This is a genomic window from Bartonella sp. AA18HLJMS (assembly GCF_042197245.1).
GTDB lineage: Bacteria > Pseudomonadota > Alphaproteobacteria > Rhizobiales > Rhizobiaceae > Bartonella.
Genome location: NZ_JBHIRP010000042.1, coordinates 1 through 3,459 on the forward strand (window position 1 = coordinate 1; position 3,459 = coordinate 3,459).

General features: G+C 34.8%; 7 protein-coding genes. 2 read left to right on the forward strand and 5 right to left on the reverse strand.

Features of this window, described 5'->3' with window-relative positions; genetic code table 11:
* Positions 1-426: 426 nt before the first annotated feature.
* The 4 genes from ACFINW_RS09565 to ssb form a co-directional block, all read right to left on the reverse strand.
* Entirely contained in the window at positions 427-759 is a 333-nt protein-coding gene (locus ACFINW_RS09565; protein ID WP_375612037.1) for a type II toxin-antitoxin system PemK/MazF family toxin, read from the reverse strand.
* The gene (locus ACFINW_RS09570) at positions 759-1,016 is read right to left on the reverse strand and encodes an AbrB/MazE/SpoVT family DNA-binding domain-containing protein (protein WP_375612038.1); all 258 of its coding nucleotides are present in this window, start codon (positions 1,014-1,016) and stop codon (positions 759-761) included. The genes ACFINW_RS09565 and ACFINW_RS09570 overlap by 1 nt, the downstream gene beginning before the upstream one ends.
* Before the next feature lie 95 nt (positions 1,017-1,111).
* On the reverse strand, positions 1,112-1,660 hold the full coding sequence (locus ACFINW_RS09575; RefSeq protein WP_375641116.1) for a hypothetical protein: 549 nt from the start codon (positions 1,658-1,660) through the stop codon (positions 1,112-1,114).
* 10 nt (positions 1,661-1,670) lie between these two features.
* Positions 1,671-2,117, reverse strand: coding sequence for a single-stranded DNA-binding protein (gene ssb, locus ACFINW_RS09580; RefSeq protein WP_375641115.1), 447 nt, complete (start codon positions 2,115-2,117; stop codon positions 1,671-1,673).
* A 188-nt stretch (positions 2,118-2,305) separates the two neighbouring features.
* On the opposite strand from ssb, the gene ACFINW_RS09585 reads away from it, so the two are divergent.
* Together ACFINW_RS09585 and ACFINW_RS09590 are read left to right on the forward strand one after the other, a co-directional pair.
* Positions 2,306-2,587, forward strand: a complete 282-nt coding sequence (locus ACFINW_RS09585) for a type II toxin-antitoxin system RelE/ParE family toxin (protein ID WP_252619286.1) — start codon at positions 2,306-2,308, stop codon at positions 2,585-2,587.
* A gap of 16 nt (positions 2,588-2,603) precedes the next feature.
* Positions 2,604-2,897 (forward strand): HigA family addiction module antitoxin, encoded by a 294-nt coding sequence (locus tag ACFINW_RS09590; RefSeq protein ID WP_004856691.1) that lies wholly within the window; start codon positions 2,604-2,606, stop codon positions 2,895-2,897.
* Positions 2,898-3,045: 148 nt separating this feature from the next.
* Here the strand turns inward: ACFINW_RS09590 and ACFINW_RS09595 are convergent.
* Positions 3,046-3,459 (reverse strand): hypothetical protein (locus tag ACFINW_RS09595; protein ID WP_375641114.1); only part of this gene is annotated, 414 nt, incomplete at its 5' end.

A 3,459-nucleotide genomic window follows, 5' to 3' on the forward strand; every position in this document is an offset into this window, starting at 1 on the left:
GCCAACAACACACATTGGCTTGGTGATGATTGCTTTCATCTTCGCTCCTTTTGAGGCAATGAATTAATGACATCATTGGTTACTGAATGGCTTTTGATATGTGCAAAATAGATTAGTCTGTTTTAACAATAAAAACAGCAACTTAATCATTTTTGAAAGCTTAAGATTTTACCAAATTTTAGGGGATATTTTTGAATTTTAGACACAATACACCTGGAGACAGGACAGCCATTAAATAAAAATTTTTACACATTGTCAAGAGAAAAAATCTATATTTTGTACATTTTTTGTTTCTAAAAATCTAGACTTAGTATTCAGATAAACAAGAGATGCAATAATAATTCCATTTAAATGAATCTTTTACTTGGCTTTTTGCCTCGTTTCAAAGAACGATGTTTTACGGCACGAGATAAAGATTTGAACCAACTACGTAAGAAATGTTGCTAGCTTAGCAAGGACTTCGTTCATAATCATGGGGGGAACTGCTTCCATTTTCTTTCCCTGACGCACTCCAATATCAAGAGCACGTGGTTGGTCACAACGTATTATGCCCGTTGTATGTAATCCCACTCCCATTAATGAGACAGCAAAGCCTGCTGTTCTAGCAAAATTTCCTCCGCTTGTAATAGGCAAGACAATAGGTGTTTTCGTTACACGATTAAACGCTTCCGGTGATACAATTAATACAGGACGCGTTCCTTTTTGTTCATAACCCGAAGATGGATCAAGAGATACTAGCCAAATTTCGCCTCGCTTCATCACAACAGCTCTTTACCAACAGGTTTAGCATCAAACCATTCTATATCCTCATCTACAAAATCATCTGACGGATTACATTGGGCTAACAATTCATCAAGAGTATAATTAGGAAATGTTTGTGGTTTCACAACTAATTGTCCATTATCAATAGTCAAACCAACTTGCGCATTTTCAGTAAGATGAAGGACATCAAGCAGTGAAGGTGGTATAGAAAGCATCACTGACCCTCCAACTTTACGTAATTTCGTTGTATGCATAAAAACAACCTCTCTAAAATATTATATAAAAATATAACATTTTAAAAGCTATTTCAAGAGCTTCTGATGCTTTTATAAATATACTAGTAAAACATTTAGCATTTATTTTTTTGGTTAAAATATTTCTGGAGAGCGTTAAGGACTATTCGCAATGAAGGTACAAGGTACGGTAATTCTTGATCTTCACTAACAAGATACTGTAGCGCAGCATAAAAATTATGATGTCTGTAAAGGTGTTGTGTTTCTTTTATTACCTCTTGCATATTCAAAAATTGTTTTGTTGCAAATTCAACCCATTTTTTTCTAGCTTCTTCATTAGAAGATGAGGGCATTTTATCATAAATTGCACTAGGCAATGTTTTTGCACAGAGATAATCATTTCTCACTTCAAGATATTTTTGTGCAGCATCATACTGATCTTGATTAATCACACCTTGCAGATAAAGCCGTCCGATATAAGTAGCAGAAAGCGGATTTTTTGCTTCTTCTATGGTCAAGCCAAAACGTTTGGCCCGTATTTCTATTGCCAACTTATCAATGGGATCATGAGGCATTTTTGTCCGTGAGATACGACCATTTGGTTCTCTGAGACATCCATTAATACGAGGACGTCCACATTTTGCATGTTTTTTTCTTTTAGCCATATTTTTTCAATCAGAATGGCATGCTATCGTTAAGAGATGTGCCATGATCAGTAGCACCTGAAGCGATAGCATAATTTTGAGAAGTAATGGGTGAAGGGAATGCCGATTGCTCTTTTTTGGCATCAAGCAAATACAACTCGCCTTTGAATTGTGGTAAGACAATCTCTGTTGTGTAACGGTCATGACCATTTTTATCTTGCCATTTACGTGTTTGTAATTTGCCTTCTATGTAAACCTTTGAACCTTTACTGAGATACTGAAGAGCAATTTTTGCTAAATGTGGATTAAAAATCACAACTGAATGCCATTCTGTTTTCTCTACTTTTTGATTGGTTTTTTTATCTGTATAGCTCTCAGAAGTTGCTATACTAAAATTGACTATTTCTGCTCCAGAATTCATTGTTTTGTTTTCGGGATTAGCACCAAGGCGTCCGATTAATGTCACTTTGTTTAGCATGTTTTTTCTTACCTTAAATTTGTATTTAAATATGTAAAAAATCTTAGCATAATTTTATTATTTTTTCAATTATTTCAATGATATATTATTAATTGTTAACATATAAAATTATGTTTAATATGCTCTTTGATAAATAATCAATTGACATAAATGCATGGTGTATAGTATCAAGTATCAAGAGGGTATATATGGCAATCGTTAGTTTTAAGCATAAAGGGTTGAAATTATTCTTTGAAAGAGGAGTCTGCAAAGGCATACAACCCGCGCATGCTAAAAAATTAGCAAACATTTTAGTAATTTTAGATACAATATCCGCGCCTGAACAAGTTACTCTTAAATCGTATCGTCTACATGCGCTTACGGGCGATTTAAAAGGTTACTGGTCAATGCGTGTCAATGGAAATTGGCGTGTTACCTTTCGTTTCATTGGGACAGACGTTGAACTGGTTGATTATCAAGATTACCATTGAGTTTTGAGGTGTTATTATGATGTACAATCCTCCACACCCTGGCGGCATTTTGAAAGAAGAATTGCTTGATGAATTAGGGTTAACAGTAACAGAAGCTGCAAATCGTCTTGGCGTTGCACGTTTAACTTTATCCCGCGTCTTAAACTGCCATGCGGCGATTAGTATTAACTTAGCTTTACGGTTAGAAAAAGCGGGTTTAAATGATGCGGAATTCTGGCTTAAATTGCAACAAAAGCATGATTTGTGGCAAGCTCGGCATAACAGCCCAATCCCACATATTTCACCTCTAGAGCAAGTAGGGCATCTTTAAAAATACTTAGTCCATCTTTCTTCACACCTAGAGGTCATGTTCTTTAAAATCAAGCAGCCCACGATAGTTTTTTATGCTCTTGTTGATTTTATCGAACGTTGAGAAGAGACAACGTAATCCGAACAGTTTTATAAAATCGGAAATTTTACTATAGCTTTTTAACTGAGCACTGTAGTGTGTAAATAGATATATTTATTAAACTGCGTGTACGTAACATAAGGAAAAATACACAGACTAAAAAGGAATACCAAAGAGCAATATCTGAGTACCAAAGTACGGTATCCAATGGAAAAGAAAGCTTGTAATTCACGTACTTAGAGATGACAGGTAAAAAAACAGTTTCTTTATAACTATTTGGAAAAATTAAAACGATAAGCGCTAAACTTATTAGCTTTAAAAGTCTGTGCATATACTGTTGTAAATCACGTGTTAATGTCTTCCAACCTGTTGTATTGCCGCGTTTGTATTTTGGATTGTTCTGCAACTCAGAAGGAATATGAGAATTGCATAAAATTGCAAAAACAGTTGTGACTATTACCAAAGAAACAGATGCGAATGTCAA